Source organism: Embleya sp. NPDC001921, from assembly GCF_053594475.1.
Genome location: NZ_JBSFEO010000019.1, coordinates 121,359 through 145,668, shown reverse-complemented (window position 1 = coordinate 145,668; position 24,310 = coordinate 121,359). Strand labels below are relative to the sequence as shown.

At 72.2% G+C, this 24,310-nt stretch carries 19 protein-coding genes; 12 read left to right on the top strand and 7 right to left on the bottom strand.

Annotated features, from left to right (window positions below):
* Positions 1–63 precede the first annotated feature (63 nt).
* Together ACWCPW_RS23045 and ACWCPW_RS23040 are read left to right on the top strand one after the other, a co-directional pair.
* Entirely contained in the window at positions 64–543 is a 480-nt protein-coding gene (locus ACWCPW_RS23045) for a DUF2867 domain-containing protein (RefSeq protein ID WP_449763484.1), read from the top strand.
* 150 nt (positions 544–693) lie between these two features.
* Positions 694–1,926 (top strand): styrene monooxygenase/indole monooxygenase family protein, encoded by a 1,233-nt coding sequence (locus tag ACWCPW_RS23040; protein WP_449763483.1) that lies wholly within the window; start codon positions 694–696, stop codon positions 1,924–1,926.
* Here ACWCPW_RS23040 and ACWCPW_RS23035 read toward each other — a convergent pair.
* A complete protein-coding gene (locus ACWCPW_RS23035; RefSeq protein ID WP_449763482.1) occupies positions 1,896–3,566 on the bottom strand; it encodes a flavin-containing monooxygenase in 1,671 nt (556 codons plus the stop codon). The two genes, ACWCPW_RS23040 and ACWCPW_RS23035, sit on opposite strands and share 31 nt — an antisense overlap.
* Before the next feature lie 188 nt (positions 3,567–3,754).
* On the opposite strand from ACWCPW_RS23035, the gene ACWCPW_RS23030 reads away from it, so the two are divergent.
* The 3 genes from ACWCPW_RS23030 to ACWCPW_RS23020 all read left to right on the top strand — a co-directional run bounded on the left by ACWCPW_RS23030 (position 3,755) and on the right by ACWCPW_RS23020 (position 6,435).
* Positions 3,755–4,414 carry a TetR/AcrR family transcriptional regulator gene (locus ACWCPW_RS23030; protein WP_449763481.1) on the top strand — a complete coding sequence of 220 codons (660 nt, stop codon included), beginning with the start codon at positions 3,755–3,757 and terminating at the stop codon, positions 4,412–4,414.
* A 262-nt stretch (positions 4,415–4,676) separates the two neighbouring features.
* Entirely contained in the window at positions 4,677–5,774 is a 1,098-nt protein-coding gene (locus tag ACWCPW_RS23025; protein ID WP_449763480.1) for a chitinase, read from the top strand.
* 202 nt (positions 5,775–5,976) lie between these two features.
* Positions 5,977–6,435, top strand: a complete 459-nt coding sequence (locus ACWCPW_RS23020) for a MarR family winged helix-turn-helix transcriptional regulator (RefSeq protein ID WP_449763527.1) — start codon at positions 5,977–5,979, stop codon at positions 6,433–6,435.
* Between the two features lie 234 nt (positions 6,436–6,669).
* Here ACWCPW_RS23020 and ACWCPW_RS23015 read toward each other — a convergent pair whose 3' ends face one another.
* Together ACWCPW_RS23015 and ACWCPW_RS23010 are read right to left on the bottom strand one after the other, a co-directional pair.
* Positions 6,670–7,452, bottom strand: a complete 783-nt coding sequence (locus tag ACWCPW_RS23015; protein WP_449763479.1) for an SDR family NAD(P)-dependent oxidoreductase — start codon at positions 7,450–7,452, stop codon at positions 6,670–6,672.
* 195 nt (positions 7,453–7,647) lie between these two features.
* Positions 7,648–7,833 carry a hypothetical protein gene (locus ACWCPW_RS23010; protein WP_449763478.1) on the bottom strand — a complete coding sequence of 62 codons (186 nt, stop codon included), beginning with the start codon at positions 7,831–7,833 and terminating at the stop codon, positions 7,648–7,650.
* 505 nt (positions 7,834–8,338) lie between these two features.
* On the opposite strand from ACWCPW_RS23010, the gene ACWCPW_RS23005 reads away from it, so the two are divergent.
* A complete protein-coding gene (locus ACWCPW_RS23005; RefSeq protein ID WP_449763477.1) occupies positions 8,339–9,148 on the top strand; it encodes an alpha/beta hydrolase in 810 nt (269 codons plus the stop codon).
* A 38-nt stretch (positions 9,149–9,186) separates the two neighbouring features.
* Here the strand turns inward: ACWCPW_RS23005 and ACWCPW_RS23000 are convergent, their stop codons facing one another.
* The 3 genes from ACWCPW_RS23000 to ACWCPW_RS22990 form a co-directional block, all read right to left on the bottom strand.
* Positions 9,187–10,392 (bottom strand): methyltransferase domain-containing protein, encoded by a 1,206-nt coding sequence (locus ACWCPW_RS23000; RefSeq protein WP_449763476.1) that lies wholly within the window; start codon positions 10,390–10,392, stop codon positions 9,187–9,189.
* Positions 10,393–10,561: 169 nt separating this feature from the next.
* Entirely contained in the window at positions 10,562–11,032 is a 471-nt protein-coding gene (cynS, locus tag ACWCPW_RS22995) for a cyanase (RefSeq protein WP_331771442.1), read from the bottom strand.
* 91 nt (positions 11,033–11,123) lie between these two features.
* A complete protein-coding gene (locus ACWCPW_RS22990) occupies positions 11,124–11,771 on the bottom strand; it encodes a carbonic anhydrase (RefSeq protein ID WP_449763475.1) in 648 nt (215 codons plus the stop codon).
* 138 nt (positions 11,772–11,909) lie between these two features.
* On the opposite strand from ACWCPW_RS22990, the gene cynR reads away from it, so the two are divergent.
* Positions 11,910–12,941: a transcriptional regulator CynR gene (gene cynR / locus ACWCPW_RS22985; RefSeq protein WP_449763474.1), complete on the top strand. Its 1,032-nt coding sequence runs from the start codon at positions 11,910–11,912 to the stop codon at positions 12,939–12,941.
* A gap of 23 nt (positions 12,942–12,964) precedes the next feature.
* Here the strand turns inward: cynR and nhaA are convergent, their stop codons facing one another.
* A complete protein-coding gene (nhaA, locus tag ACWCPW_RS22980; protein WP_449763473.1) occupies positions 12,965–14,851 on the bottom strand; it encodes a Na+/H+ antiporter NhaA in 1,887 nt (628 codons plus the stop codon).
* Between nhaA and ACWCPW_RS22975 the strand changes: the two genes are divergently transcribed.
* The 5 genes from ACWCPW_RS22975 to ACWCPW_RS22955 all read left to right on the top strand — a co-directional run bounded on the left by ACWCPW_RS22975 (position 14,769) and on the right by ACWCPW_RS22955 (position 24,285).
* Positions 14,769–16,073 (top strand): DNA-3-methyladenine glycosylase family protein, encoded by a 1,305-nt coding sequence (locus tag ACWCPW_RS22975; RefSeq protein ID WP_449763472.1) that lies wholly within the window; start codon positions 14,769–14,771, stop codon positions 16,071–16,073. The two genes, nhaA and ACWCPW_RS22975, sit on opposite strands and share 83 nt — an antisense overlap.
* Positions 16,058–17,308: an MFS transporter gene (locus ACWCPW_RS22970; protein WP_449763471.1), complete on the top strand. Its 1,251-nt coding sequence runs from the start codon at positions 16,058–16,060 to the stop codon at positions 17,306–17,308. Before ACWCPW_RS22975 ends, ACWCPW_RS22970 begins: the two co-directional genes overlap by 16 nt.
* Before the next feature lie 766 nt (positions 17,309–18,074).
* Positions 18,075–18,617, top strand: coding sequence for a GNAT family N-acetyltransferase (locus ACWCPW_RS22965; protein WP_449763470.1), 543 nt, complete (start codon positions 18,075–18,077; stop codon positions 18,615–18,617).
* A gap of 510 nt (positions 18,618–19,127) precedes the next feature.
* Entirely contained in the window at positions 19,128–22,499 is a 3,372-nt protein-coding gene (locus ACWCPW_RS22960; protein ID WP_449763469.1) for a serine hydrolase, read from the top strand.
* Between the two features lie 436 nt (positions 22,500–22,935).
* Positions 22,936–24,285 carry a M20/M25/M40 family metallo-hydrolase gene (locus ACWCPW_RS22955; protein ID WP_449763468.1) on the top strand — a complete coding sequence of 450 codons (1,350 nt, stop codon included), beginning with the start codon at positions 22,936–22,938 and terminating at the stop codon, positions 24,283–24,285.
* The last annotated feature ends 25 nt before the right edge of the window (positions 24,286–24,310 follow it).

Genomic DNA, 24,310 nt, shown 5'->3' with positions numbered 1-24,310 from the left:
GATGCGGCCCCGGAGGCCCCGGTTAGGATCGTGCCGCCGGATCGTCGTCGAAGGGAGGGCCGCGTGGGCACCGACCGCGCACGACGCGTCGAAGTACCCTCCGACCTTCCCGCCGAGCCGGACCGGGCGGGTGCCCACTACACCTCGGCGTTCGAGCTGCCCACCTCGACGGCACGCTCGTGGACGCCCGAACAGTGGGCCCGCGCCGTGTTCGAGGGCGCCCCGCTCGCCCTGCGCGGCGTGCTGCTCACCGGCTGGACCGCGGTGCTGCGCCTGCGGTTGGGGCCGAGGCCCTCGCCGAAGCACATCCTGGGCTGGCCGATCGCGGCGGCCGACGCCGACTCGATCACCGTGACCGCCCGCTCGCGCCTGATCACCGCGCACAACATCGTGCTCGTGCGCGACGCGAGCGTCGTGTGGACCACCGTGGTGCGCTTCGAGCGGCCCGTCGTGCGCGCGATCTGGGGCGCCGCCGCGCCGATCCACCACCTGACGATCCCCTGGCTGCTCCGACGCGCCCGCCGCCACGCCCCGCCCGGATAGGCCGCGTTCGACCAAGCAGCGTCGGTGTCGGCCGTGTTCGCCCGCCCCGCGGCAGGCGCGATCAGGCCCGGGACACCGAGGGCGCCCGTCCGGGCAGATGATGCGTGGCCATAGCATGCATTCGACCGTGAACCGGAAGGAGCGTCATCCGTGCGCAGGATCCTCGTCGTCGGTGCCGGCCACTCCGGGCTTCAGCTCGCGTTGGGGCTCCAGGACCATGGCTACGACATCACCGTGATGACCGAGCGCACGCCGGAGGAGATCCGGGCCGGCCGGGTCAGCTCGACACAGATGATGTTCCCGTCGCAACTCGCCCTGGAGACGGCGCAGAACCTGGACCTGTGGAACGACCAGGTGCCCAAGCTGCCGCACACCGGGTTCACCATCCCCGGGCCGGACGGTGTGCCGTTCGTCGACTGGCTCGGCGACATGGGCGGGTCCGAGTCGGTCGACCAGCGGCTGAAGATGTCCACCTGGCTGGAGCTGTTCGCACAGCGCGGCGGCCATGTGGTGCTGCATCCGGTCTCGGTCGGTGACATCGACTGGTACAGCCGCAACTACGACCTGGTGATCGTCGCGGCGGGCAAGGGCGAACTGGTCACCATGTTCGACCGCGACCACGAGCGCTCGGTGCACACCGTTCCGCAGCGCCGGCTGGCCGTGTCCTACCTGCACGGCGTCACGCCGCGTCCGGAGGTCGGTCGCCAGGCGGTGCACCTGAACGTGATCCCGGGACTGGGCGAGTTGTACTACCTGCCCGGCCTCACGCTGACCGGGCCGTGCGAGATCGTGCTCGTGGAGGCGATCCCGGGTGGTCCGTTCGACCTGTTCACCGGCGTTCGCGACGCGCAGGAACACTGGGCGCTGACACTGGAGTTGATCCGCACGTACGCGCCGTGGGACTACGAGCGCACGCGCGCGGCCGAGTTGACCGACGCGCTCGGCGTGCTCAGCGGCTCCTTCACCCCCGTGGTGCGTCGGCCGGTGGCCGAACTCCCCTCGGGTGGGCTCGCGTTGGGCATTGCCGACGTGGTGGTGGCGAACGACCCGATCAGTGGCCAGGGTGCGAACAGCGCCGCCCGCGCGGCGGCGGTGTACCTGGCCGCGATCGTCGAGCACGGCGACAAGCCGTTCGACCGGGACTGGATGCTGGACACCTTCGAGCGGTTCTGGGCGTACGCCCGCCACTCGGTGAAGTTCACCACCGCGCTGCTCGCGCCGCCGCCCGAGCATGTGGTGCGGCTGCTCGCGGCGGGCAACGACCACCCGGACGTGGCGGATCGGGTGGCCCGCGCCATCGACTCCCCGGCCGACTTCGAGAACTTCCTGTACGAGCCGGACCGGACGGACGCCTATCTGCGCGAGGTCGGGGCGTCGGTCTGATCGGCCGTCGGGCGCGCACGTGTCGCCGTGCGGGCGAAGCGCATGCCGCGGTCCCGGAGCGAGCCGTGCTTGAGCATCAGCACGTCGCGCGGATAGTTCTGGTGCAGCCGCCACGGTGTGGTCGGCCCCTGCTTGGGCAACCTCGCCGCGGCGCGCAGTACATAGCCGGACTTCAGATCGATCAGCGGCTCCAGCGGCGCGTCGGCCGCGGGGGCCTGCGGCAGGCACACCCGATAGCCGTGCGTGTCCATGTGGTTCAGCAGCCGGCAGACGTACTGGCTGACCAGGTCGCATTTGAGCGTCCAGGAGGCGTTGGTGTAACCCAGCGCGAGCGCGAAGTTGGGCACGCCGGAGAGCATCATGCCCTTGTAAGCCACCGTTTCGGACAACTCGACCGGGGTCCCGTCCACCCGCAGCGTCATCCCGCCGATGGCGAGCAGATTCAGACCGGTCGCGGTCACCACGACGTCGGCGGCCAGTTCGGAGCCGGAGGTCAGGCGCAGGCCGGTCTCGGTGAAGCCGGCTATGGTGTCGGTGACGACCGAAGCGCGTTCGCCGCGCAGGGCGGTGAACAGGTCGCCGTCCGGGACGAAGCACACCCGCTGGTCCCACGGGTCGTAGCGCGGGGCGAAGTGGGTGTCCACGTCGTAGCCCTCGGGCAGTCGGCGGATCGCGTCCTTGCGCAGCACCGACTTCATCAACGCCGGTGCCCGGCGGGAGACTTGGAACGCGAGCATGGCCATGCCGACGTTCTTGGCCCGGATCAGCGGATAGGCGAACCGATCCGGCAACACCCGGCGCAATCGTGCGCCCAGTACGTCGCGCGAGGGCAGCGCCATCACGTAGCCGGGTGAGCGCTGGAGCATGGTCACGTGTGCGGCGGTGCGGGCCAGCGACGGGACCAGGGTGACGGCGGTCGCGCCGCTGCCGATCACCACCACCCGCTTGTCGGCGCAGTCCAGGTCCTCGGGCCACGCCTGCGGATGCACGACCCGACCGGCGAAGTCCTCCAGGCCGGGGAAGTCCGGGGTGTAGCCCTGGTCGTAGCGGTAGTAGCCGGTGCATACGAACAGGAACGAGCAGGTCAGCTCGACGCTTTCGGTCGCCGTCCCGCCCGGCTCCCGGCCCGCGGTCCCGTCCTCCTCCCGGCCCGTGGTCCCGCCCGGCTCGCGGGTCGTGTTCCCACCGGCGTTCCCACTCGCGTTCCGGGCGGCGGTCCCGTCCGGGGCGTGCTCCCGGTCCTTCGCGCCGGTTTCGCCGCCGGCGGGCGTACGTTCGGCCCGGATCGTCCAGCGGGCCGTCTCGCCGGACCACTCGGCGTCGAGCACCCGGTGGCCGAAGCGCACCAGTTCGTCCACGCGGTGCTCGCGCGCGGTGTCGCGTATGTAGTCCCGGATCGCCGCGCCGTCGGCGATCGACTCGGCGGCGGTCCACGGGCGGAAGGAGTAGCCGAGCGTGTGCATGTCCGAGTCGGACCGGATCCCGGGATAGCGGAACAGGTCCCAGGTCCCGCCGATCGCGTCGCGACCCTCCAGGATCAGCACGGACTTGCCCGGCGATCGCTCGCGCAGGTGACACGCGGCCCCTATTCCGGAGAGGCCGGCACCGACGATGAGGACGTCGACGTGTTCCGTGGCCATGCCAGTCCCCATTTCGCGACCGGGCGCCGCCGAGGGCACCCGAGACCGGGCGGTGCGTACGACACCCCGGACCGCGCGCCACGAACGACACGCGCCTGCCGGGTGATGGTGGCCCGGCCACGTTATCGACGTGTTGTCGATCCGGTCAACACAGTGTCGAGTCCGTGGGCCGGCGGTAGGGTTCGGGGGTGAGCGACACGTCCGCGCAGGACACCACCCGTCCGCGCCGGGGCCGGCGCGAGTCCCGCCCCTCGGGCGCCGACCGGGAGCAGGCGATCCTGGCCACCGCCGAGCGGCTGCTCGGCGAGCGCGATCTGAGCGCCATCTCCGTCGACGACCTGGCCCGCGGGGCGGGCATCTCCAGACCCACCTTCTACTTCTACTTCGCCTCCAAGGAAGCGGTCCTGCTCGCGCTGATCGACCGGGTCGTCGCCGAGGCCGACGCGGCCTCGGCAGCCGCGCCGGACGGCCCGCCCCGGGACCGGACCGCCCACTGGCGCGCGGCGATCGACGCCTTCTTCGCCACCTTCCGGGCGCATCGCGCGGTGACCCTCGCGGCCGGCCGGGCCTGCGGCACCAACGCCGAGGTGCGCGAGTTGTGGGCCCGAGTGATGGAGACGTGGGTCCGCCAGGCGACCCGCGCGATCGACGCGGAACGCGAGCGCGGCCTGGCCCCCGAGGGGCTGCCGGCGCGCGACCTGGCCATCGCGCTCACCTCGATGAACGAACGGGTGCTGCACGCGACGTTCGCCGCCGAACAACCCGCCCTGGCCGAGGCCGACGCGGTCGACACGCTGCTCGCGGTCTGGATCGCCACCATCTACCGGGCCCCCGCCCCACCACGCTGATCCCGAGGCGGGCCGCGCCGTCGTTTCGCGACGCCGGCGCACGGCCGGGGTGCGGCCGGCCCGGAACGACCGCGCGAGCGGGGCATTTGCCGGACTTTGCCAGTGGTCCAGACCTATTGACCGTAAGGTCTGGACCACTTTACCGTCGTGGCAACCGCACCACGTGAGTCTCCGGGCCCGTCCCCGCCCGGGAGGTAGGCGTGCCACGCAGGACGTTCCTTCCGTGCCCGGCCGCGCTCGAAGTGCCGAAAGGGAATCGAGCATGATGGGTCGGACGTCACGCCTGCTGGGAGCCGCCCTGGCGGTCGCCTTCACCGTCGCCGGATCGGTCGCCGCCGCACCGAACAACGGCGACGCGAAAGACACTTCGCACCGGACGAGCACCGCGAGCGCGCCGCTGGGCAGCACCTGCGCGGTCAAGCCGAAGCCCGCGGGCAAGGTGCTCCAGGGCTACTGGGAGAACTGGGACGGCGCCGTGAACGGTGTGCATCCGCCGTTCGGCTGGACCCCGATCACCAATCCGCAGATCGCCGCGCACGGCTACAACGTGCTCAACGCGGCGTTCCCGGTCATCCTCAACGACGGCACCGCCCTGTGGCAGGACGGGATGGACGCGACCGTCAAGGTCGCCACACCGACCGAGATGTGTCAGGCCAAGGACGCGGGCGCCACCATCCTGATGTCGATCGGCGGCGCGGCGGCCGGCATCGACCTCAACTCCCGTGCCGTCGCGGACCGGTTCGTCGCGACCATCGTGCCGATCCTGAAGACCTACAACTTCGACGGCATCGACATCGACATCGAGACCGGCCTGGTCGGCGGCGGCAACATCAACACGCTGTCCACCTCGCAGGCAAACCTGGTGCGCATCATCGACGGCATCCTGGCCCAGATGCCGGCCGGCTTCGGCCTGACCATGGCGCCCGAGACCGCGTACGTCACCGGCGGCAGCGTGACCTACGGCTCGATCTGGGGCGCGTACCTGCCGATCGTGAAGAAGTACGTGGACAACGGCCGACTGTGGTGGCTGAACATGCAGTACTACAACGGCAACATGTACGGCTGCTCCGGCGACTCGTACTCGGCCGGCACGGTCGCCGGCTTCACCGCGCAGACCGACTGCCTGAACCGGGGTCTGGTGATCCAGGGCACCACGATCAAGGTGCCGTACGACAAGCAGGTCCCCGGCCTGCCCGCGCAACCGGGCGCCGGCGGCGGCTACATGACGCCGAGTCAGGTGGCCCAGGCGTGGAACCGCTACAGCGGCGGCCTCAAGGGTCTGATGACCTGGTCGCTGAACTGGGACGGATCCCGGAGTTGGAGCTTCGGCAACAACGTCAAGGCCCTCCAGGGCCGCTGACCCGGCCCGCGCCCGCGCCGTGACACACCGTCCGCCCCGGTCGATCCCGGGCGGACGGTGTGCGTGCGGGCCGCCGTGACCACGAACCGACGAGTCGCCGCGCGCGACGCCTCGGCCAAAACGCGCGGCCCGGTGCCGACTCGGACGACGCCTTCCGCCGGTGCCCTATTCTGGACGAATGGGAAAGACCGCGGGTAGGCAGATGGGAGTCGTCACCGCCTTGGTGCGTTCCGCATTCCTGGTGAATGCGGTGTATGCCGAATCGGGCCGGGAATACGGGCTGACCCCACAGCAGGGACAACTGCTCTGCGTGCTGATGCCGCAGCCTTACGGCATGGGCGAACTGGGCGAGGTGCTCGGGCTGGCGAAGTCGAGCCTGACCGGGCTGGTGGATCGCACGGTGCAGCGCGGGCTGGTGCGGCGCGAGCCGGACCCGCAGGACCGACGCGCGGTGCGCATCGCGCTCACCGAGGAAGGCGCCGGACTCGCCGAGGAGTTCTACGCCGAGACATGCCGCCGGGTGGAGGCGCTGCCGGCCGGCCTCGCCACCGCCGATCGGGCCAGGCTCGCCGAACTCCTGAGCCGACTGGTGCTGGACAACCAGGTGCCGGCGGTCTTCATGGAGCTGGACGAGGGCCGCTCCGTCGCGAACGGGCGCTGAGACATCGGCGCCCGCGCCGGTCTCCGGAAAAGCCGAACAGGCCGGCGACTCGGCCGGCGAATCGGCCGGCGAATCGGCCGACGAACAGATCCGCGCGGCGCCGCCACAAACCCACCGATGACCGCGACGGCACGAATCATGAGTGTGCGATGTCTTTGAGCGGCAAAAAACACCGCTCGTGCTACGAGCAATAATAGTTCGTAGCACGAACGGCAAACCCCTGGATTCGGTCGGTCAGGTCCGCAGGTGTGAGGCGCCGTTGAGGTCGAGGATGGTGCCGGAGGCCCACTCGGCGTCCGGGGAGGCCAACCACACGACGGAGGCCGCGATTTCGGCGGGAGCGGCGACGCGACCGAACGGGCTCTGCGCGCGGATGGCGGCGCCCTCGGCCCCGGACAGGCGGTGCGCGACCCGGTCGGTGTCGATGAAGCCGGGGGCGATCGAGGCGACCGCGATGCGATGCGGGGCCAGTGCCACCGCCAGGGATTGGCCGAGCGCGTGCAGGCCCGCCTTGGTGGCGCCGTAGGCCGGATGGTCGGGCTCGCCCCGGAACGCGCCGCGCGAGCCGACGTTGACGATCCGCCCGCCGTTCCCGCGCGCGATCATCCCCCGGGCGGCGAGGTGGCTCAGCCCCGCGGCGCCGACCAGGTTCACCGCGACGTGCCGCTGCCAGGCCTCGACCCACTCGGCGTACCCGGTGTCGGCCGGCGGATGCGGGGTGTTCACGGCGGCGTTGTTGACCAGGACGTCGATCCCGCCCAGCGCGCCCTCCACCTCGGCCACCAGTCGCTCGACCTCGTCCGGCACCGCCAGATCCGCGCCGACCAGTACGTGACCTTCACCCGGCAGGTCCGTCAGGGTGGCCTCGGCCTCCTCCCGTCGCGACCCGTAGTGCACGGCCACCCGGTCGCCCTGGGCCGCGAACGCGTGCGCGATCGCCCGTCCCAGACCCCGTGCGGCACCACTGACCAACACCCGCCGGCCGGTCGCCGGAAAGCCTGCTCGTTCGTCGGACACGACGCCCTCCTCGGTTGTCTCGAAGGCAACCGAGCCTAAAGGGTGCCCGCAACAGCGCCGTTGTCCGGTCGGGCGCGCGATCGCGGCACGCCCGCTCGCGCACGCGTGGCGGGGTGATCCGCCACGGTCGGGTCCCGCCGGTGACCCGGGACGGCCCGGTCCCGCCGACCCGTGGCGACGTTCGGACCCCGTCGATCAGGTCCCGTCGATCTGCAATTCGACGAACACGTCCGGATCGAAGGGGACCCAGCGGGCCGGGCGGTCGCTGCCCACGATCCGCAGCCGGCACCAGTCCTCGCCGCGTCCGCCGTGCCATCTGGCGTTGATCCGCCCGAGCGCCCAACTGCCGTCGCGACTGCGGATCTCCACGGGCTCGTACACCCGACGAATCTCCGCGTCCGGCGGAGCCTGCACCCACTCGGCCCCGGGGCCGTCGGCAGTGGGCCGCTCTCGATGATCATTCAGCACAGTTCCACCCCTGATCCGCAGGCGACGGAGCGGCCTCGTTCACGTCGAGGCCGCCGAAACCAGGCTTCTACACATCTGTAGAAACCATACATGAACCCCGCCCGGCGTTCGGCGCCCCCTCGCCCCGACCGGCGGCCCGGGGGCACGCGGTCGCCGTGACCGCCGCAACGGGTCGCCGCCGCGAGTGTGTTCACCGTACGTCCAGCATCGGGCACGCGACGTGTCCGGTGTCGGCGCGCGCCGACGCCGGGTGGGTGCCACAGTGGCGGTAAAGGATCTTCGTGTGGCCCGGTCGCGGGCGCGACCGGCGGAACGAGCGGCCTCGGATCCCGAGATCGCCCGCCGCCGCGGGTCGTCCGGCGCGCAGCACGCCGTCGCGACGGCGCACGGATCGAGCAGTTCGCGAGCGAGGCGACGCATGGCAACCAAGCGCACACCCGTCATGTTCATCCATGGCCTGTGGCTGCATTCGACCAGTTGGCGAGGCTGGGCCGAGCGGTTTCGCGAGGCGGGTTACGAGCCCCTCATGCCGGAGTGGCCCGGAGTTCCCGAAACCGTGCTCGCGTCCCGCAGACAGCCCGAGGAGCAGGCCGGCGTCGGCCTCGCGGAGATCTCCGACGCGCACATCCGCGTCATCCGGGAACTGGAGACCCCGCCGGTGCTGGTCGGCCACTCCGTGGGCGGATTCATCGCCCAACACCTGCTCGGGCAGGGGTGGGCCGCCGCGGCGGTGGCGATCTGCCCCGGCCAGATCAAGGGCGTGAAGGCGATCGCACCCGCGCAGGCGAGATCGGCCTTCGCGTTCCTGCGCAACCCCGTCAACACCAAGCGCGCGGTGTCGCTGAACCAGGCACAGTTCCGGTACGGCTTCGCGAACGCCGTCTCCCTCAAGGAGTCCGACGACCTGTTCGCGGCGTGGACGATTCCCAGCCCGGCCCGACCGTTGTTCCAACTCGCGCTGGGCAATTTCACCCCGAACTCCGCCGCCAGGGTGGCCACCGACAACGAGACCCGCGGACCGCTCCTGCTCCTGTCCGGAAAACTGGACCACACCGTTCCCGACGCGCTGACCCGCTCGACGCTCAAGCAGTACCGCAAATCCGGTGCCACCACCGACTATCAACGCTTCGACGACCGGGGCCACTCGCTGATCGTCGACCACGGCTGGCCCGAACTCGCCGAGACCTCCCTCACCTGGCTCACCAAATCCGGTTTCCCGGAAGCCTGATCCGTGGGTCCCGGGTTTCCGGGACGGGGGGAGCGGCGTCACCGCGTCGCGGTCGGCGGCCAGTCGTGGGCCGGGGGAATCAACGGGCGGGCGGGAGTCAGGTGCCAGGGCTGCTGGTCGACGGTGCGGTCGTCGGCGAGCGACACGGTCAGGCCGAAGTCGTGGATGGCGGGCCGGCCTTGGGCATGCCACCAGTGCCAGGTCGCCTCGACCTCGTCCCACAGTCGGCGCGGACCGGATTGCCGCACGGTGGGCGGATCGCCGATGGCGAAGTCGGCGGCGGCGATCGAGTGGCCGCGGCCGGTGTCCGCGCCGTAGAGCCACAACGTCCCGCCGAGCGCGCCGTGCAAAATCGGTCGGGCCAGGCAGTCGGGCACACACAGGCCGAGCACCAGGGCCACCGGGTCGAACGGGCCGCCCACCACGTCGTCGTAGCCGAGCGAGGTGGTGGTCGCCCGCGCGTAGGCGGCCCAGTCCTCGGGAAGCGCCGCGCCGCCGTAGCGTCGCCAGTCCGGACGGTGCGCGCGCAGCTTCATGAACGCGGTGGCCAGGGTGAACGGCCCGCTCGCGGCCTGCCGTTCCGCGTCCACGACCAGGCGCAGCGCGCAGTCGCCACTGCCGTAGTCCGTGCCCCACGGCAATACGATCACCGCGCCGGGCGCGGCCTGTTCGATCCACGCCGGCGGTACGCGCCGGACGCCGGCGGTGACCTGGATCCGCTCGTACGGGCCGCCCGCCGCGTAGCCGTGGGTGCCGTCGCCGGTGATCACCTCGACGAGGTCGCCGAATCCGGCCGCGTCCAGGTTCTCCCGTGCCCGGTGGGCGAGTTGCGGGTCCACCTCGATCGAGGTCACCCGGCAGCCGCGGGCCGCCAACAGGCCGGCGCTGTAGCCGGTCCCGGTGCCGACCTCCAACACCCGCATCCCGGGCGCCGCGTCCAGGTCGTACAACATCTCCGCGAGCGTGGACGGGGTCGAGGCCGACGACGTGGCCAGCCGCCCGGCGGTGGACCCGGTGTGCCGGCCGTCGTCCCACTGGGTCACCAACGCCCGGTCGGAGTACACCGCTCGGCGCCACGCCTCCGGATCGCGGTCGCGGTCCAGCGGGGCATCGCTGTCGTCGGGCCAGATCCGAGCCGGGACGAAATCCTCGCGGGCGACCATGCCGAACACCGACTCCCAGCCCGCCGGAAGCACATCCTTGCCCTTCAGCAACGCCGCGAGCGTGTCGGGCCCCACCGTCATGACGCGGGCCGTCGATCGGATAAGACGGACTGACCAGCCATCACAAACCAACCTTTCCAGGATCGATTACTCAACGTACCCTAGAAACCCCGAAGCGTAATCGTCAAGGCAGTCAAGGAACTTGCCGTCCCAACGACGCAGCCTCCGCCCGAGTGCCCGAGCCGGCGGTTCAGAAGGGCTTGGTGGGCAGGTACTTGCCGTCCAGGGTGATCACCGCGCGCTCGCCGCCGTCGGGGTCGACCGTCTTGCGGACGTCGAGCCTGAAGTTGATCGCGCTGATGATGCCGTCGCCGAACTGCTCGTGGATCAACGCCTTGAGGGTGGTGCCGTACACCAGGAGCATCTCGTGGAAGCGATAGATGGTCGGGTCGGTCGGGACACCGCCGGGGATCGAGCCCCGGGTCGGGACGGTTTGCAGCAGCAGCGCCGCGTCCTCGTCCAGGCCCAGGAGTTCGGCGACCGTGTGCGCGGCGTCGGCGGGCAGCGGGTGCTGGCCGAGCACGGCCGCGGTGACGAAGGCGACGGACAGGCCGGTCGGGTCGGCGAGTTGCTGCCAGGTGAGGTCCTTGCGGGTCTTGGCCTCGACGGCCGCGATGGCCAGGTTCTGCCGGGCGGTGGGGTCGAACTGGGCGTGCACCATGGTGGGGATCCCTACGTGATCGGTGAGGTGAACGGGGGTTGAGGGGTGAGTGGGGTGAGTGCGGGATGTCCGGTTCCGGGAGCCGAGGGCGTCAGGCCGGAAGGGGGATCGGCCGGCCGGTGGCGGCGTCGAGTGCGGTGACCGTGCCGGAGGCGATGTCGTAGACCCAGCCGTGCAGCGTGACGGCGTCCCGGGCCAGGGCGCGGGCCACGCTGGGGTGGCCGGCCAGATTCGCGAGTTGGGCGGCGACGTTGTCCCGCACGAGCCTGTCCACCGCGTTTGTGGCGGTGTCCGCCTCCGTGCCGGTGTCCGCGCCCGCGCCGCTGTCCCGAGCGCGGGCCGCGGAGGCGTCCGCGTGCCGCAACCAGTCGGCGATCCGCGGTGTCCCGGTCAGGTCGTGGCCCTCGGCCAGCGCCGTCATCGCCCCGCAGGCCGAGTGCCCGCAGACGATGACATCGGTGACCGCCAGGACCGCGACGGCGTACTCGACGCTCGCCGCGATGCCGTCGGCGCCGTCGGAGCCCGGCGCGTACGCCGGCACCAGGTTGCCGGCCGTGCGGATCACGAACAGCTCGCCGGGATCGCTCTGGGTGATCAGTTCGGGAACGACCCGGGCGTCGGAACACCCGATGAACATCGTGGCCGGCCGATGTACGCCCGCCAGCCGGTCGAACAGCGGCGCCTTGGCCGGGAATACGTCGCGCTGGAAGCGGTGGATGCCCTCCGTGAGGTGATGCATGGTCACTCCTGCCTTTCGGTGGCCGTCCGCCCCGTGGGGCCGACTGCATCCACCATGCATGACCTGTGGCTATAGCGTCCAAGACGCACTGACCATCGATGCCATAGACCTCATCTATGGTCGTCTATAGTCGAAGTCATGGCCCCGGAACTGCGGCACCTGCGCTATCTGCTCGCCGTGGCAGAGCACGGCAACTTCACCCGCGCGGCCGAGGAACTGCGGGTCTCGCAGCCGACGCTGTCCCAGCAGATCAGGCAGCTCGAACGCGCGCTGGGTGTGCAACTGCTCGACCGCACCGGCCGCACGGTCCGCCCCACCGACGTGGGCGAGGTCTACCTGCACCACGCGCGCCGAGCGCTGCGCGACCTGGCCGCCGCCGAGCGCGCCGTGCACGACGTGGCCGACCTCGCGCGCGGCAGCCTGCGGCTGGCGGTGACGCCGACCTTGACGGCGTACCTGGTCGGCCCACTGACCGAGGAGATGTACGCCCGGCACCCCGGCATCGCCCTGGACGTCGTGGAGACCACCCAGGACCGGATCGAAGCCGGGCTGCCGGCCGACGAGTTCGACCTGGGTATCGCGTTCGCCGGCGCGCACCCGTCCGGCGTCGGCGCGACCCCGCTGTGCGTCGAGCGACTGAGCCTGGTCGTCGGTACGGGAACCGGTGCGGGTCCGGACACCGGGACCGGTCGGCCCGCCGCCCCGCTCCCGGTGGGTGACCTGGCCGCGTACGAACTGGCGCTGCTCAGCCACGACTTCGTCACCCGAGGGCACGTGGACGCCTACCTCGCGCGGCACCGGGTGCGACCTCGGATCGCCGTACAGGCGAACTCGATCCAGGCCCTGATCGAGATCGTCCGGCGCACCCCGCTGGCCACCGTGCTCCCCGACGCGATCACCCATGACCACCCGCACCTGCGCCCGGTCGCCGTCGACCCGCCGTTGCCGGAGCGCACGGTCACCGTGCTGCACCGCGAGGGCGCCTACCGCAGCGCCGCCGCCCGCGCCTTCGCGCGAGTGACCCGGGACGTGGTCCGGGCCCGGAAGTACACCCTTCCGGAGACCGGGACCGGGACCGGGACCGGGACCGAGGCCGGGATCGGGATCCGGACCGAGAGCGAGGTCGGGATCGGGGCCGGGGCCGAGAGCGAGACCCGGACCGGCGACTGAGCGCGGAGCGCGGAGCGCGGAGCTCAGCGGTCCATGAAGGCGCGTTCCTTGGCCGCGTGGACCGCCGCCGTGAGCCCGGCGATGTCGTACGGGCCGTGGTGTCGACGGCCGTTGACGAAGAAGGTCGGGGTGCCGGAGACCCCGCTCAGGTCCGCCGATTCCTCGTCCTCCGCGATCCGGTCGGCGCCGCGATGGGTGCGCAGCGCTATCCGGAACTCCTCCACGTCCAGACCCAACGTCTCCGCGTGGGTGACCAGGTCGCCGGGCCGCAGCGCGTCCTGGCTCTGGAGCAGGTGGTCGAGCATCTCCCAGAACGCGCCCTGCTCGGCGGCGGCCTCGGCGGCGATCGCGGCGAGCCGGGCCCGGGGGTGCACGTCGGGCAGCGGGAGGTGGCGCCAGACGTAGCGCACGTCGCCGAAGTCGGCGAGCAGTTCGCGGACCACCGGCTCGGCCAGACCGCAGAACGGGCATTCGAAGTCGCCGTACTCCACCAGCGTCACCGGGGCGTCGATCGGACCGCGGATGTGGTCGCGCTCGGGATCCACCGGTACGGCCAGGTCGACCAAGGTCTGCGCGGTGCCCAGCAGCGCCCGCGTGCGGGCCGGCCGCGGCAGCGCGGCGATCACCAGCGAGACCAGCCAGGTCACCACGAACGAGCACACCACGGCGCTGAGTACGCCCACCTTGGCCTCTTCGAGCCGCTCGCCCTCGAAGGCCAGTGTCGCGATCAGCAGGGACACGGTGAAGCCGACCCCGGCGATCGCACCGCCGCCGACCACGGCCCCCCAGCCGACCGGCGGGCGCAGCCGGCCGCCGCTGAGTCGGGTGGTCAGCGCGGACATGCCGATGATTCCCACCGGCTTGCCCACCACGTAGCCGATCAGGATGCCCAGCGTCACCGGTGAGGTGAACGCCCGCGAGATCAGCCCGGCGTCCAGCGTGATGCCGGCGTTGGCCAGTGCGAACAACGGGACGATCACATAGCTGGTCCAGGGGTGGTACATGCGCTGGAGGCGCTCGTTCGGCGACAGGGCCGCCGCCATGCCCAGCCGGGCGGTGCGTTCCAGCTCCGGCGTGGGCTGTTCGCGGAACGAGCGGAACAGACCGGTGGCCCGCTCCAGTTCCGCCCGGGACGCCGGGTAGGCGAAGGTCAGCAGCCCCATCACCAGGCCGACCACCACCGGGTCCACGCCCGACTTGAGCACCGCCACCCAGGTGATCACGCCGAGCACGCCGTACGCGCTGCCGCGCCGCACCTTCGCGGCGCGCACCAGCACGATCACCACCAGCAGGGCCAGCGCGATCATCAGCGCGGACATGTCGATCTCGTCGCTGTAGGCGACCGCGATCACCACGAGGGCGACGAAGTCGTCGACCACGGCGACGGTCAGGATGAAGGTGTGCAGTCGCCGCGGGAACCGGCTGCCGAGCAGGGCGAGCATGCCCAGCGCGAAGGCCGTGTCGGTGGACATCGCGGCGCCCCACCCGTGCGCCGAGGATTCGCCCGCGTTGATCGCCAGGTAGATCAGCACCGGTACCGCCATGCCGCTGAGGCCGGCCAGCAGCGGCAGGGTCAGTCGGCGGCGTTCGCGCAGTTCGCCCATGTCGAACTCGCGCCGGGCCTCCAGGCCGACCACGAAGAAGAACAGGGTCATCAGGCCGCTGTTGACCCACTCGCGCAGATCCAGCGATACGCCGGAGTCGCCGAGTCGCACGGACAGGTGGGTGTGCCAGAGCGAGGTGTAGGAGTCGGCGTCGATGTTGGCCCAGGCCAGCGCGGCCAGGGTGGCGGCGAGCAGCACGGTGGCGCTGCCGCTCTCGGTCCGAATGAACGCCCAACGCGCGGTGCGCGCGCCGCCCTCGTCGAGCGACTGGCCGGACAGGCCCTCGTCGCTGGTCGGCTGCGTCATCCGTGTGCCCCCTGTGTCCCTGTCTTGCTCCCCGGCAGAACCGGGTCAGAGGATATCGGCAGCGACGCACCAAATGATCTTTCCGCCGCGCTCGCGCCCCCGACCGCCCGAGGGGTGCGCTCACGGTGCCCGTGGGTTCGGCGGTGCCCCACACGACCACCGCGGCCTTCGGGCCCTCGCGGCCCACGGACGGGAACACAGTGTCCGCCGGCTCAACGACACGGTTCGCCGGATCTACGCCGGCACACCGACCGCGTTACGAGCCGCGGCGGGCGCCGCCGGCGCACCGGGCGGGGAGGGGCTGATCACCCTGAGACTGGCGTACCGGCCGCCGTTGGCCGCGGTCGCGTTGTTCGGCTTCCTGGCCGCGCGAGCCGTCCCAGGGTTGGAGGAAGGCGGCGACCGGTACCACCGCCGGGCGCTTCGCCTGCCGCACGGCACCGGCGTGGCGACGCTGCGCGACGCCGGCGGGCATGTCGACGCGGAACTGCGCCGGGCGGACCCGCGCGACCTGCCGGCTGCCGTGCAGCGCTGCCGCACACTGCTCGATCTGGACGCCGACCCCGCCGAGATCGACGGTGTGTTGGGCGCGGACGCGCCGGCTGCCTCGTTCGTCGCCGCCCGGCCCGGGCTGCGCTCACCGGGTGCGGTCGACCCCGGAGAGGCCGCCGTGCGAGCGGTGCTGGAGGCGGAGTTGGGCGTCGACGGCGGCCGTGCGGCGGCCCGCCGGCTGCTCGAGCGCCACGGTGTCCCTCTGACGGAACCGATGGGCGCGGTCACCCACACCTTCCCGGTCATGGAGACATTGGCCGAGGCCCCCGCCGATGTGTGCGGCACTTGCCTGCCGTCGTCGACCCGGGCCACCGTGCGCGCGCTGGCGGCGACGCTCGCGTCCGGGGCGCTCCGGCTCGATCCCGGTGCCGACCGCGCGGAGGCCCGGCGCACATTGGACACGGTGCCCGGCATCTCCCCGACCGCGGCAGCGCATATCCGGATGCGCGCCCTGCACGATCCGGACGTCCTGGTCGCGGAGGACGCGCACCTGCCCTCGCTCGTCGCCTCCCGGGGGACCCACCGCGTCGGCGACCCGGTGCGGTGGTCGCACGTGTGGCGGCCGTACCGCTCCTACGTCCACCACCATGTGTGGGCGAGCCTCGGGGCCCCTCCCGCGGGTCCGGCCGCCGGGTCGGGAAACGGGGCGGGCGCATGCGCGGGGGCCTGACGGTACTGGCACGCCCGGACTTTCGCAGGCTGTGGCTGGGCGCCTCCGTCTCGCTGATGGGGGACGGCATGACCGTGGTCGCCCTGTCCTGGCTGGTGCTGAACCAGCCCGGCGGAGTCGGTCTCCTGGGCTTGCTGGGCGTATGCCACACCGCCCCGGTCCTGGTCGGCGGATGGTTGGCGGGGCCGCTCCTGGACCGGTTCGACAAGCGGTACGTGCCGGCGGCCGACAGCCTGCTGCGCGGTGGGGCGGTGGCCTCCGTCCCGGTCGCGCACGTGGCGGGCGGGGTGCCCGTTTGGCTGCCGTTCCTCGTCGCGGCGTGCTATGGGCTCCTGAAGATGGTGCCGCTCGCGGGTGTACCGGCGGCGATCCCCGATCTGGTGGACGCCGAGGAACTGGACGCCGCCAACGCCTTGGAGTCGATGGCGTACGCGATCTCCGGCATCGTCGGCTTCTCGGCGGCCGGTGCGCTCGTGGGCGTGCTGGGCGCGCCGTGGGTGCTTGCCGTGGACGCGGTCACGTTCTGGTGCTTCGCGATGTGCGTGCTCGACATCCGCCGGCCGCTGCGCCCTCGGCGCGACGCCGCGAGTACCGACCGGCTAGGCGCCGAGGGGCGCCGCCTGACCTCATTGCGTCGCGATCCCGCGGTGGTGCGCACCACGCTGGCGTTCATGGCATTCAACGTCGCGGAAGGCGCGCTGGTGCTGGTGGTCGCGCCGTGGCCGGCCAAGGAGCGAATGCCCGGCGGCCCGGCCACGCTGGCCCTGTTCCTCGCGGCCCTGTCCGCGGGTGAACTCGTCGGAGGAGCGGTGGCCGGTGCGTGGCGGCCACGGCTGACCCGGGTGCGAGCCATCGCGGCGGCCCAGATCACGGCGGCGGCCGGCTTCCTCGCGGTGCTCGCGGGCGGGCACCGGTGGGTGGTCGCCGCCGGGTTCGGCGTGATCGGCATGCTGGGGGTACTGATGACCGTGTGGGCCCAGTCGCTGCGCATGGAGCGCATTCCCGCCGAACTGCGCGGCCGGGCCTTCGCCACCCTGCGCACGTTGATGCAGGCGACTCCGCCACTCGGTGCCCTGATCGCCGGCCCGCTGCTCGCCCATGGTCGACTCGGGGCCGCCGCCTGTGCGATGGCCGCGATCGCCGGGCTGCCGGCGCTGGCACTGCTCACCAACCGTGCGGCCGCGCCCGGTGCCGCGGAGCCGAAGACACCGGCACGGACGCCTGGGACCGGGTGATGAGCGCGGTGACGGCGACCGCCACGAGATCGGCGAAGTGGGAACCTTGCTGTGATTTGGGCGAATTCACGGCCGGACACGCATCGCTGGAGCACTTGTCTGGAGGGTCTGGCGCTACCAATGTTATGGATATGTCGCGCATTCGTGATCATTCAGCGGCCGTGGCCGGGGGCGTGGGCGGGCAGCCGCTCGGCATGACGCAGCACGATTCATCCCGGGAGTCAGGCGCCGACGAACTGGCCGCGTTGGTGTGGCAGGCCCGTCGGTGGAGCGAGTCGGCGCCGGATCCGGCATCCAGGCAGCCGTCGCACGGCGCATCGGGAGACTCGCTCCGGGCGCGGGTGCGTCGCCTGGTGGCCAACCGCCCCGATACGGAACCGCCGCGCACCGGTTCGTGACGGCTCGGCCGACGAACGAGGACGGACGTACGGACGACCACCGTGTCGATGGCCGCCGTGCCGACGACGGCCGTGCCGACGACCGCCGTCCCGATGGTTGCGGCCCCCACGATCGCTCGTCGCGTACGAACGCCCCGGCCGCTTCGTCGATCGGCGACTCCGGCGACTCCGGCGGCCGGGCGGCCCGTTCGCGCGTCGGCACCCGGCCGCGGTGCCACCGGACCGACGGGCACGACGGCTCGTCGGGCGCGCCCGCGTCGACTATGCTGCCCTGCTCGGCCCGGTCGGCGCCCTCGTCGACTCGGTCGGGCGCGGCGGGCCGGGGGCCCGACGCTCGGACGGCGACGACCGAAACGGGGTTCGGGAACATGGCCGACGATCAGGTGACCTTGCGGCCGGTGGCCGAAGCGGACATATCCCTCCTGGAGCGGTTCTCGACCGACCCCGAGGCGGTCGGCTCGTTCGCCTGGTACGGCTGGTCGGACTCGGGACGGTGGCGGCGCCACTGGACGCAGAACGGCCTACTCGGCGACGAGGCCGGGCAGTTGCTGGTGGTTCGCGGCGACGAGGTGCTGGGCTTCGTGGCCTGGCGCAGCATCCTCACGTCGCGCAGCTCGCACTGCTGGAACGTCGGGATCAACCTGTTCCCCGAGGCACGCGGCCACGGATACGGCACCCGCGCCCAACTCCTGCTGGTGCGCTACCTGTTCGCGCACACCCAGGTGGTCCGGATCGAGGCCGGGACCGAGGTGGGCAACCTCGCCGAGCAGCGCGCCCTGGAGAAGGTGGGCTTCACCCGCGAGGGAGTGGCCCGCTCCTACACCTACCGCGACGGCGCATGGCGCGACGTGGTCTTCTACAGCCTGCTGCGCGAGGAACTTCCGTCGCCGACGGACGAGGCGCCTCGTTAGCACACGGCGCCTCCCGCCGAAGGCCACTTCCCGCCGAAATCCTCTCCCCCTGAAGTCTGCCTCCCTCGCACGCCCCGCCTCTGCGGGTGGTCTGCCATATCCGGAAACCCGCCAACCCGGGAAGCCCGCCAACCCGGGAAGCCCGCCACGCTCGGGAAGCCCGCCACCCCGGGAAGCCAAGCATCCCCGGAAGCCCCATCCGCTTTCGTCTACCGGCTGCACCCCGCCCGCGCCTGGTGGCGTGGCACCGAAACGCGGCCCGACCTTGGTCCGAAGCCACGAAGTCCGCGACCTTCGGATCGCCCTAGCCTCGGGGAAGCGCCGCCGAGAGGCTCCGACGCGACCGTTGAGCTCCAGCCCCGAACCGGCACCCGCCTCACCTCAGGCGGGGGCCGGTTTCGGTGAGTCGACCGGATACCCGTTGCCGGGTCCTCGACCCGGCGCTCGCGGAACCGGGTCGACCCAGGATCGGGGGCCGCCCGGGACGGGCCGACCAGGATGGAGAAAGCCATGACACGACGTCTGCGTCTGGACGACCTGACCGCGATCACGGTGCCGGCCGAACCGGCCGTGTCGCCCGACGGCACTCGGGTGGTCTACACCCTGGTCGGCGTCGACGCGGCGAAGGACCGCAACGTGCGCTCGCTGTGGTGGGTCCCGACCTCGGGCGGCGAGCCGCAGCGGCTCACCGAAGGCCCTTCGGACAGCACCGCGGTGTGGTCGCCGGACGGGACCCGGGTGGCGTTCCTGCGCGCCGTCGACGGCCCGCCGCAACTGTGGGTGCTGCCGATCGAGGGCGGCGACGCGCGTCAGGTGACCCGCCTGCCGATGGGCGCCGGCCGCGCGTTGTGGAGCCCCGACGGCACCCGCGTGGCGTTCGGCGCCGTGGTCGACACGTACGCGACGGCGGACGAGGACGAGTCCGCCCGGGCCGCCCGGGCGAAGGCGCCGCTGGTCATCGACCGCGTGGACTACCAGGTGGACGGCGCGGGCATGCTGGGCAGCCTGCGCCGGCACGTGCACGTGGTGGACGTGGCCTCCGGCGAGGTCACCCGGGTGACCGAGGGCGCCTGGAACGCGAGCGACCCGGCCTGGTCGCCGGACGGGAAGCGGCTGGCCTACGCCGCCGGCCCGGACGCGGACGCGGACCTGACCATGCGCTCCGCGGCGTACGTCGTCGACCTGGCCACCCCCGCCGCACCCGCCGAACGGGTCGGCTCGGCGGACGGCATGGCGGGTTGGGTGGACTGGACCCCGGACGGCGAGTCGCTGCTGGTGCTGGGCGCCGAGTACACCCGCACCGCGCACACCCGGGTGCTGCGGGTGCCGCTCGCCGGCGGCCCCACCGTCGACCTGACCGGAGCCCTGGACCGCAACGTGATGCCGGGCGGCTCCGGCTACCCGGGCGGCCTGCCGCAACATGCGTCCGACGGCCGCGAACTCCTGTTCTGCCTCCGCGAGGCCGGCAACACCCACCTGTACGCGCTCGACCTCGAAAGCGGCGACGCGCGCCTGGTGGTCGGCGACGCCGGACGGTCCGTCTCGGGCCTGTCCGTCTCCCGCAGCCCCGGCGCCGTCGCGTTCGTGCTGACGACCGCCACCTCGTACGGCGAGATCGCCGTCGTCGACCCGGCCGACGGCACCGAGCGGGTGCTCACCGCGCACGGCGCCCAGGCCCTGCCGGACGTGGAGCTGTTCACTCCGATCGACCGTTGGTTCACCACCTCCGACGGAACGGTGGTGCACGGACGGCTCCTGCGCGACCCGCAGGTGACCGGCCCCACCCCGCTGCTGCTGGACATCCACGGCGGACCGCACAACGCGTGGACCGGTACGGCCGACTCGGTGCACCTCTACCACCAGGAACTGGCCGCGCGCGGCTGGACGATCCTGACGCTCAACCCCCGGGCCAGCGACGGCTACGGCGAGGACTTCTACGCCGCCACCGTCGGCAACTGGGGCACGATGGACGCCCCGGACTTCTTGGAGCCGCTGGACGAACTGGTCGCCGAGGGCATCGCCGACGCGCAGCGGCTGGCCGTCACCGGCTACAGCTACGGCGGCTACATGACCTGCTATCTCACCAGCCGCGACCAGCGCTTCGCGGCGGCCGTCGCGGGCGGCGTGGTCAGCGACCTGAACAGCATGGCCGGCACCTCCGACATGGGCTCCTACATGGGCTGGGCCGAGTTCGGCGGCACCCCGTGGGACGACGTCGACCTGTACACGCGGTCGAACCCCTTCACCAAGGTCGGCGACGTGCGCACGCCCACGCTGCTCCTGCAGGGCGCCGCAGACGTGCGCTGTCCGCTCGGCCAGGCCCAGCAGTGGTTCGGCGCGCTGCGCGAACGCGACGTGCCCGCCCGGATGGTGCTCTACCCCGACGGGTCGCACCTGTTCATCCTCGACGGCCCGCCCTCGCACCGGCTGGACTGGAACCGCCGGATCGTCGACTGGGTCGAGCAGTACGCCGGCTCCGCCGGCCGCACCCGGCCCGCCCCGCTGGACGCCGCGCACTGGCAGCGCCGCCTGTCCACGCTGGCCGAGCGGCACCGGGTTCCCGGCGCGACGCTGGGCATCCTGCGCCTGGACGGGCACGCGTCGGACGACCTGGTCGAGGCCGCCCACGGCGTGCTCAACCTGAACACCGGGGTCCCGGTGACCTCGGACAGCGTGTTCCAGATCGGCTCCATCACCAAGTTGTGGACCACGACGCTGGCCATGCAACTGGTCGAGGACGGCCTGCTCGACCTGGACCAGCCGCTGATCGAGGTGCTGCCCGAACTGCGGCTGTCCCGCCCGGAGTCGGCCAAGCAGATCACCATGCGGCACCTGCTCACGCACACCAGCGGCATCGAGGGCGACCGGTTCGTCGACACCGGGCGCGGCGACGACTGCCTGGCCCGGTACGTGGCCGGCCTCGAGGACGCGGCGCAGGTGTTCCCGCCCGGCGGCGCCTGGTCGTACTGCAACACCGGTTTCAATCTGGCCGGACGGGTGATCGAACACCTCACCGGAAAGACCTGGGACGAGGTGCTGCGCGAACGACTGAGCGGGCCGCTGGGCCTGGAGCGCACCATCACGCTGCCCGAGGAGGCCCTGCTGCTGCGCGCGGCGGTCGGCCATGTGTCCCAGGACGGCGGCGACCCGCAGGTCGCGCCGGTGTGGATGTTGCCTCGCTCGGCCGGACCCGCCGGTCTGATCGGGTCCACCTCGGCGGAGCTGCTGCGGTTCGCCCGCCTGCATCTGGCGGACGGCGTCACCGCCGACGGCAAGCGGCTCCTCGGCGCCGAGCACACCGTCGCGATGCGGGAGAAGCACGTCGACATGCCCGACCTCGCGGCCATGGACGCGTCGTGGGGCCTGGGCTGGCACCGCTACGTGTGGGACGGCCACGAGGTGGTCGGCCACGACGGCGGCACCATCGGGCAGTACGCGTTCCTCCGGGTCCTGCCCGAACAGGGCCTGGCGGTGGCGCTGTTGACCAACGGCGGGGACGCGCCGGAGCTGTACGAGGACCTGTTCCGGGAGATCTTCGCCGAGGTCGCGCGGGTCGCGGTGCCCGCGCCGTTCGCCCCGCCCGCGCAACCTCCGGCCGTCGACCCGGAGCGCTACGTCGGCGTGTACGAACGCGCCATGCAGCGCTTCGAGGTGCGGGTCGGCGCCGAGGGCGAGGGCCTGGCGTTGCGGATCGAACTGACCGGGGAAATCGCGGAAAGCCTGCCGGACGCGGTGCGGGAATTGCCGCTGGTCGCGGTCGCCGAGGACCTGTTCGCGATGCGCGAGCCCGGATCGGTGATCTGGCGCCCGGTGACCTTCGGAACCTTCGAGGGGGGCGGGCGCTACCTGTTCAGCGGCCAGGTCACCCCGCGTCGGGACTGACGGCCGGCGTCCGGCGGGCCGGCCCTTGCCGCGCCGCGCCGCGCCGGACCGTTTCACCACGAAGCCGCTTCACCCCAAGCCGCTCCACCCTGATACCGCTCCACCTCGATGCCGCGTCCCCCCGGACGCGGTCCCGATCACCGCGTTCCCCCCGTGACGCGGTGTCGACCGGCCCGTCGCCCCGGCTCCCTGTGCCGAGGTGGCGGGCCGGTTCGCGTGCGGCCGGGTGACGGGCGGTGGGGACGGTCGGGGACGTGGTCGGGAACGCGGTCGCGGCAACGTGGGGCCACCCGATCGGCCCTCGGCCGGGTGCGGCCGGCCGGGTGAGCCGGGCGGGTGCCGCGCGCCGGTTCGGTCCGGATCGTCCGGTTCGGGTCAGCATGGGCCGGGAGACGCGATCAGCGGACCGTACCCGGCGCGGCCAAGGAGCACGACGATGGACGAGTTGACCACACGGGTCGACGGCATGCTCGACAACCTGTGCGACGACCTGCGGCGACTCACCCGGATCCCGTCGATCGCCTTCCCGGGGTATCCCGCGGAGCCGGTGACCGAGGCCCACGACCTGCTGGTCGAGCTGCTGCGCGAGGCCGGCGTGCGAGACGTCGACGCGTTGCGGCTGCCGGACACCGCGCCGGTGATCACCGGTCACATTCCGCCGCCGCACCCGGACGCGCCGACCGTGCTGTTGTACGGGCACTACGACGTACAGCCCGCCGGCGACGAGGCGTTGTGGACGACGCGGCCGTTCGAGCCGACCGACGTCGACGGCGCGATCCACGGGCGCGGCGCGGCCGACGACAAGTCGAACCTGGTCGTACACCTGGGCGCGCTGCGCGCCTTCGACGGGCGTCCGCCGGTGGGCATCCGGATCGTGTTCGAGGGACAGGAGGAGTACGGCAGCGAGTTCGACGACTATCCCCAGGCCCACCCGGACGAGTTCGCCTGCGACGCGATGGTGATCGCCGACATGGGCAACATCCGCCCGGGCACCGGCACGCTGACCGTCGCGCTGCGCGGGGTGGTCGAGGTGATCGTCGAGGCGCGCACCCTCGAAGAGGCCAAGCACAGCGGCAATTTCGGCGGCGCGGCCCCCGACGCGCTGTTGGTCCTGCTGCACGCGCTGGCCGCGTTGCACGATGCGAAGGGCGACGTCGCGGTGCCCGGTCTGCGCCGCGAGCAGTGGTCGGGCGGCGGCTGGAACGAGGACGAGTTCCGCCGGCTCGCCGGCATCCGCGACGGCATGCCGCTGATCGGCACCGGGAACCTCGGCTCGCGGCTGTGGTCGGGACCGGCGATCACGGTGACCGGACTCGACGCGCCGTCGGTGGAGAAGGCCGCGTCCGCGGTGGTGCCGTCCGCGCGGGCGAAGCTCAACATGCGCTGCCACCCGGCCCAGGATCCGGCCGAGGCACAGCGCCTGCTGTTCGAATTCCTGGAAGGCCTGCGGCCGTTCGGGGTGCCGCTGACGGTGACCCAGGCCGGGGCGCCCGGGTCCGGGTTCGCGGCGGCCACCGACGGGGTGGCCTACCAGGCGGCGCACGAGGCGCTGCGCACCGCGTGGGGCGCGGAGCCCGTACACGCGGCCGCGGGTGGATCGATTCCGCTGGTCAACAGCCTGGCCGCAGCCCAACCCGGTGCGGAGATCCTGTTGTTCGGGGCGCAGGACAGCATGTGCAACCTGCACGGGCCCAACGAACGGGTGTTGGTGAGTGAACTGCGCGACGCGGTGGTGGCGGAGGCCGCGTTCTTCACCGCGTACGCCAAGCGGTTCCGGCGCGGCTGAGCACCCGAGCACGACCGCGGTTGTT